The organism is Parvibaculum sedimenti, assembly GCF_009184905.1.
GTDB lineage: Bacteria > Pseudomonadota > Alphaproteobacteria > Parvibaculales > Parvibaculaceae > Parvibaculum > Parvibaculum sedimenti.
Map to the genome: position 1 here is coordinate 92,623 of NZ_WESC01000014.1, position 6,000 is coordinate 98,622.

The 6,000-nt window shown below is 64.1% G+C and carries 7 protein-coding genes; 3 read left to right on the plus strand and 4 right to left on the minus strand.

Translation table 11 applies throughout. From position 1 onward, the window contains the following. Nucleotides 1-132: 132 nt before the first annotated feature. Nucleotides 133-462 (plus strand): Hpt domain-containing protein, encoded by a 330-nt coding sequence (locus F2P47_RS14620; RefSeq protein WP_152217118.1) that lies wholly within the window; start codon nucleotides 133-135, stop codon nucleotides 460-462. Here the strand turns inward: F2P47_RS14620 and F2P47_RS14625 are convergent. The 4 genes from F2P47_RS14625 to F2P47_RS14640 are packed head-to-tail and all read right to left on the minus strand — an operon-like array spanning nucleotide 438 to nucleotide 2,812. Further along, nucleotides 438-1,058 (minus strand): TetR/AcrR family transcriptional regulator, encoded by a 621-nt coding sequence (locus tag F2P47_RS14625; protein WP_152217119.1) that lies wholly within the window; start codon nucleotides 1,056-1,058, stop codon nucleotides 438-440. The genes F2P47_RS14620 and F2P47_RS14625 overlap by 25 nt on opposite strands. After that, nucleotides 1,045-1,455 (minus strand): hypothetical protein, encoded by a 411-nt coding sequence (locus F2P47_RS14630; RefSeq protein ID WP_152217120.1) that lies wholly within the window; start codon nucleotides 1,453-1,455, stop codon nucleotides 1,045-1,047. Before F2P47_RS14630 ends, F2P47_RS14625 begins: the two co-directional genes overlap by 14 nt. A gap of 20 nt (nucleotides 1,456-1,475) precedes the next feature. Continuing rightward, entirely contained in the window at nucleotides 1,476-1,895 is a 420-nt protein-coding gene (locus tag F2P47_RS14635; RefSeq protein WP_152217121.1) for a DUF1330 domain-containing protein, read from the minus strand. 11 nt (nucleotides 1,896-1,906) lie between these two features. Next, nucleotides 1,907-2,812 carry a haloalkane dehalogenase gene (locus F2P47_RS14640; protein WP_152217122.1) on the minus strand — a complete coding sequence of 302 codons (906 nt, stop codon included), beginning with the start codon at nucleotides 2,810-2,812 and terminating at the stop codon, nucleotides 1,907-1,909. 93 nt (nucleotides 2,813-2,905) lie between these two features. Here F2P47_RS14640 and F2P47_RS17735 point away from each other — a divergent pair, with 93 nt between their 5' ends. Together F2P47_RS17735 and F2P47_RS14650 are read left to right on the plus strand one after the other, a co-directional pair. After that, entirely contained in the window at nucleotides 2,906-4,225 is a 1,320-nt protein-coding gene (locus F2P47_RS17735) for a DsbA family protein (protein WP_185681134.1), read from the plus strand. Nucleotides 4,226-4,236: 11 nt separating this feature from the next. Beyond that, the gene (locus tag F2P47_RS14650) at nucleotides 4,237-5,958 is read left to right on the plus strand and encodes a sulfatase family protein (protein ID WP_152217123.1); all 1,722 of its coding nucleotides are present in this window, start codon (nucleotides 4,237-4,239) and stop codon (nucleotides 5,956-5,958) included. The last annotated feature ends 42 nt before the right edge of the window (nucleotides 5,959-6,000 follow it).

The following is a 6,000-nucleotide window of genomic DNA, read 5'->3' on the forward strand; positions in this document are numbered from 1 at the left end:
GGGTCGATTCTGCCGATTTTTCCGCATAAGCCCGCCGAAATGCGGGCGGGGGGCCACAGGCGGTTAACGCTTCGCTACCACATGCCCGGCTAGGCTCGCCAAGGCCCGCGACACGGCTTTCGGAGAAGACCCATGCCCGCAATCATGCAGCCGCTCGATCTCGCCCACCTCGCTCAATACACGCTGGGCAACCGCGACCTTGAGGCCGAACTCCTCGGACTGTTCCGCGCGCAGGCGCAGCTCTATCTCGACCGGCTGAGCGACGCGACGGACGACAAGGAGTGGCGCGATGCCGCCCACAGCCTCAAAGGCTCCGCCCGCGGCCTCGGCGCCTTCGCGCTGGGCGACATCGCCGAGGAGGCCGAGCGGCTCGCCGACCAGACCGCGAGGGCGCCGATGATCGAACGCCTCCGCGCTGCGGTCGCCGAGGTCAATCTCTATATCGATGAAGTTGTCGGCTGAACCCCGGCTGCTGCCGCAATCGCGCTGACGGCGAGGATCACCGTTTTCCGCGCCTGCGCCACCGATAGCCCCTGTTCCATCCGCAGTCTTCTCCAGCTGTCGAAACTCATCAGCAGGTCGAGCGCCTCGAATTGCATGCGGTCATGCTTGAGCGCGGGGGGAAGCGCCTTGCGCAATGTCGTGCGCTGCATCTTCGTCAATGTATCGTGATCCTCGCGGAGAACGGCGGAGCGGTATTTGTGAACATCGGCCGCGATCTTGAACGGCATGATCTTCTCGAAAACGCGGATGCGTCGGTCGATCATGGCTTCGAGCCGGGTCGGCCAGTCGCCTTCCGGCAAGGGTCCGGCGGCGATGGGCTCGATCTCCGCGAGCATCACGTCCGAGATTTCGCGGTAAAGGCTGTCCATGTCGTTGAAATGACGGAAGACAGTGCGCAGGCCCACATCAGCTCTTGCCGACACATCCTCGGCGCCCGGCGAGATGTTGCCCTCGCGCACGAGTTCGAGCATTGCCTCGACAATGCGCCGGCGGTTTTCCTGCCCGCGCAGGCGACGTCCGTCTTCCTTGTCGGTGGTTTCTTCAGCTTGTTGCATCGGCTCGTCCGCGCAGTAATTCCCACGCAGTTATGATGCCCACGGCGATGAAAGAAAAGACCGCGCCATATTGACCCGGCACCGCATGGGGCAGGGGACGCCACAGGAGGAAGAGGAACAGCCCGAGCGCGAGCTCGCCCATATGAACGAGCAGCAGGGGCAGGGCCATCATGCGGAAGCGCGTGGCGACCAGCAGGTCGACGGCGCCGAGCGTGATTTGCCCGACGCCGACCGCACCGATGAAGAAAAGCGCGATCTCCCGCGCCTGCCCAAGATCGAGCCCGGCAATGGCGGTAAGCCCGCCGTCGGGCGCGAAGAGATGGATCGATCCGCGCGCGAGGTTGACCGCGCCGAGAAGCGAGAGAACGGCAATGACCGCACGAGACGGTGGGCGCATGATCGTCCTCCCGTTTTTCGTCATTTGGGCTCGAAGGCGAGCGTCGAGCGGATGAGAAGCTGTCCCGCGAGACCGGCCTCGCGGTGGTTCGAGAGGGCAAGCACCTCCGGCGAGGTGACGAGGGCGGCAAAGCTTGCGGCCGAGGCATATTCGACGAGGCCCACCTCGTCCCAGAGATCGCCGACCTCGCCGATCACGACATCCTTCAAATCAGCAAAGAAAAGAAAGCGCCCGCCATTCGCGGCCACGATCTTCTCCATTTCCGTCGCATAGCGCATATAGGCCTCGCGCCCGCTGATCTTCTCCGCGCGCCCGTCCTTATATTGGGCGACGTCGTGGAACTTCAGCAGGTTGAGCATGACGATCGGCGCGGTGTCTTGCGAGCCCGCGAGCCCCATCAGCTTTTCGCGTTTCGGATAGACGGCAATTTCGTAATTCATGATCTCCTCCCTCATGCTTTCTCGCTGATCAATGCATCGATGATCTTGACGAGCTCGGCGGGCTTGTCTTCCTGCAGGAAATGTCCACCATCTTTTATGATAACATGCTTCTGCCCCTTCGCGCCCGGCACGCGCTCGTGGAAAATGCGTTCGCCGCCCTTGCTCACCGGGTCGCCATCGCTGAAGGCGGTCAGCACCGGCTTGTCGAACGCTTCCAGCACCTTCCACGCCGCCTTGTTCTCGGCGACGGAAGGATGCTCCGGCGTGATCGGCACGAGCGCGGGAAAGCGCCGCGCGCCCGCCTTGAAATTTTCCTCCGGGTAGGGCGCGTCATAGGCGGCCTTCTCCGCCGCGCTCAGCTCGCGCAAGCTCCCCATGTTGACGATTTCGCCCACCGGCAGCACCGGCACGGACTGGCTGAAGTCGAGCCATGCCTGAAAGGCGTCCGTTCGCCCGGTGCCGATGGGCAGGCCCGTATTGGCGACGATGACGCGCGCGAAGCGTTCAGGAAAGGCGGCGACGAGGCGCAGGCCGATAAGTCCGCCCCAGTCCTGACAGAAGAGGGTGATGTCCTTCAGATCCTTCGCGACCAGCCAGTCGCTCATCCATTTCACATGGCGCTCGTAGGTGTAGTCCGACTGCTCGCTCGGCTTGTCGGAGCGCCCGAAGCCGATGAGATCCGGCGCCACCACGCGGTGCCCCCGCGCCGCGAGGCCGGGGATCATGTGCCGGTAGAGATAGGACCACGAGGGCTCGCCATGCATGAGGAGAACGGGCTCGGCATCCTTCGGGCCCTCATCGACCGAATGAATGCGCAGCACCGTGCCGTCGGTGTCCGTCACATCCACATAGGTCGGCGCGAAGGTGTAGTCCGGCAAATTCGCGAAACACGCATCCGGCGTTCTCAGCACGTTCATGGGCCGTCTCCTCTACTGGGCGTTTCACGCCTCGATAATATTGACATGAAGAATGTCACTATATAAAAACGTGTCAAGGGGGTGGAGAGGACCATGATGAAAGCCGTCTTGAGCCGCGCCGGGAGCGCGCTTCTCACCAGCCGCGCCTTGCGCGACACGCGCCGCGCCGTTCACGCGCTTCACCGCCGAGTGAAAGGCGGGGCGCCCACGGTTCTTTATTTTCATCAGGCAGACGATCCCTACAGCCAAATCGCCGCGCAGGCGCTTTCCGCCATTGCAGCGCGCTACAAGGTGGCGCTGGTGTCCATGCTCGTTTCCCCGCCGGAGGACTCCGCCGCGCCTGAGCGCGCCATGCTGCGCGCCTATGCGTTAAGGGATGCGCCGCGCCTTGCCGCCGAATATGGCTTTGAATTTCCCGCCAACGCGGCTTCGCCCGATGCGCCCCTCGTTGCGCTCTGCAACGCCGTATTGCTCGCGGCGAAGACGCGAGGGACGTTTTTCGAGGTTGCGCCGCTCGCGGGCCGCGCGCTCTTCGCGGGCGATGCCGCCGCGTTGCGTGATCTCGCGGCGAAACACGGCGCGTCGGAGCCGGAGGCCGTCGCGCACAGCCTTGCCGAAGGCGACGCGATGCGAAAGCGCCTCGGCCATTATCTCGGCGGCATGTTCTATTTCGAGGGCGAATGGTATTGGGGCATAGACCGCCTCTGCCATCTCGAGGCGCGTCTCGCCTCCATCGGCCTTGACAGCCTGCCGAAGGGCGCCGCGCAGATCGCCCCCCGGCGCGATATGCGCCTCATTGCCTTTCCGAAGGGTGGCCCGCGCCTCGTCATCGACTACTGGTTTTCCTTCCGCAGCCCCTATTCGTGGATTTCATTCCCACGCATGAAGAAACTCGCGCATCACTACGATGCGGAGCTGCGTCTGCGCTTCATCCTGCCGATGGTGATGCGCGGCCTGCCCGTGCCGCGCGTCAAGCGCATGTACATCATGCTCGACACGAAGCGCGAGGCGGAACTCGCCGGAATTCCCTTCGGCACCGTCGTCGATCCCGTGGGCGCAGGCGCCGAGCGCGCGCTCGCCGTCCTGCATCGCGCCATGAAGCTCGGCCGCGGCGAAGACTTCGCGGAGCTTGGCCAGCGCGCCGCCTTTGCCGACGGCATCGACCTCGCCTCCGATGCAGGCCTCTACGATGTCGCCCGCCGCGCCGGTCTCGACGAGGCGGCCGTCAAGGCCGCGCTCGGCGACGAAAGCTGGCGGCCGGTCGCGGAAGAAAACCGCAAGGCCCTCTTTGCGGCAGGCCTCTGGGGCGCCCCCACCTTCCGCGTCAACGACATGCCCGCCCATTGGGGCCAGGACCGCTTCTGGGCGCTGGAGGAGGATATTCTGGGTATCCTGGAAGGCGCAAAACCCTGAGGGAGAAGGACATGACCGGCAAGCAGCATCCCACCCGCCGCCGCGTGCTGGGCGTCGGCGCCGCTGCGCTTGGCGTCGCGAGCAGCGGCACGGCCTTCGGCGCGCCCGCCGCGCTGAGGTCGAAAAAGCCCAACATCCTTTTCGTGATGACCGATCAGGAGCGCTCGGCCTCGCTTCCCGGCAACCTCGATCTCCCGGCGCATGACTGGATGCGCGAGCGCGGCACCTTCTTCCCGAAATACAACGTCAACACGACGCCGTGTTCGCCCTCGCGCTCGGTGATCTATTTCGGCCGCCACACGCAGCAGACCGACATGGTGGTGAATGACGGCGCGCCGCCTTTCCCCGTGCTCAACACGAAGCTCCGCTCCATCGGCCATCATCTGCGCGATCTGGGCTACTACACCGCCTACAAGGGCAAGTGGCACCTGAGCGATCTTCCGCATGCGGCGCAACTGGGCTACGGCCCCTATGCGAAGACCGACAAGGCGCTGGAAGCCTTCGGTTTCAGCGACTACAACATCGATGGCGATCCGCACGGCAAGGTCTGGGACGGCTACCGCTTCGACGGCCCAACCGTCAGCGCCTCGATCCAGTGGCTCGACGAGGTCGGTCGCAAGCTCGACAAGCCCTGGTTCCTCGCCGTCAACCTCGTCAATCCGCATGACATATGCTTCTTCGAAGCATGGCCCGGGCAGACCGCCACGCGCGGCAACCCGGACGTGCTCTCGCCCCTCGCGCCCGCGCCCGCGAACGACATCTACGACAAGGACTGGAGCGACATCCCGCTTCCCGAAAGCTTCTATCGCCAGCCCGCCGACAACGAGCCCTGGGCGGTGAAGTCCTATCGCGGCATCTGCGATCTCACCTATGGCAGGTTGCCCGACGACGAGCACATCTGGCGCAGGAACCAGAGCTATTATTTCAACTGCATGCGCGACGCGAGCACCAAGATCCGTCGCCTCTTCTCGGCGCTCGAAACATTCGGCCTCGCCGACAACACCATTGTCGTCTACACCGCCGATCATGGCGAGATGGCGGGCGCGCAGCGCCTGCGCCAGAAGGGCCCGGTGATCTTCAAGGAGAATGTCGCCGTCCCGCTCTACATCAGCCACCCCGACGCGCGCACCCCGCGCAGCGTCGACAGCCTCGGCAACACGCTCGATCTTTTGCCGACGATCTATGAATTCGCGGGCGGCGATGTGGGCCAGCTCGAAGACCCGCTGGGCAAGCTTCCGGGCGTCAGCCTCGCCGCCGCGGTGACGGGCGGCAGAACGGAGCGCGACGCGCGCGGCGCTTTCTACAATTACGGCGTTCCCTTCTACATCGACCCGCAGATGATGGAAGCGATGATGCGTGAGGGTCGCACGCCCTCCATGTCGTCGATCTTCATCGAAGCGCTGAAGCTCGGCCATCTCGGACCCAGCCGCACCAATCGCGGCCTCCATCGCGGCGTCTATGACGGGCGCTACAAATTCGCGCGCTTCTTCGCGCTGGGCGAGCATCACATCCCGAAAGACTGGGACATGCTCCTCGCGCATAACGACCTCGCGCTCTACGACACCGAGACAGACCCGAACGAGCTCAACAATCTCGCCCGCGATCCCGAAGCCCACAAGGACCTCATCTGGTCCCTCTGCCAGAAAACCACAGCCCTCATCGAAACCGAAATCGGCCGCGACGAAGGCCAGGAATTCGGTAAGCGATGTTTCGTTCACACCTTGACTGGATAATTCCAAGGGAGCAGATCTTTGATCTGGCTTTGCTTGTGTCCG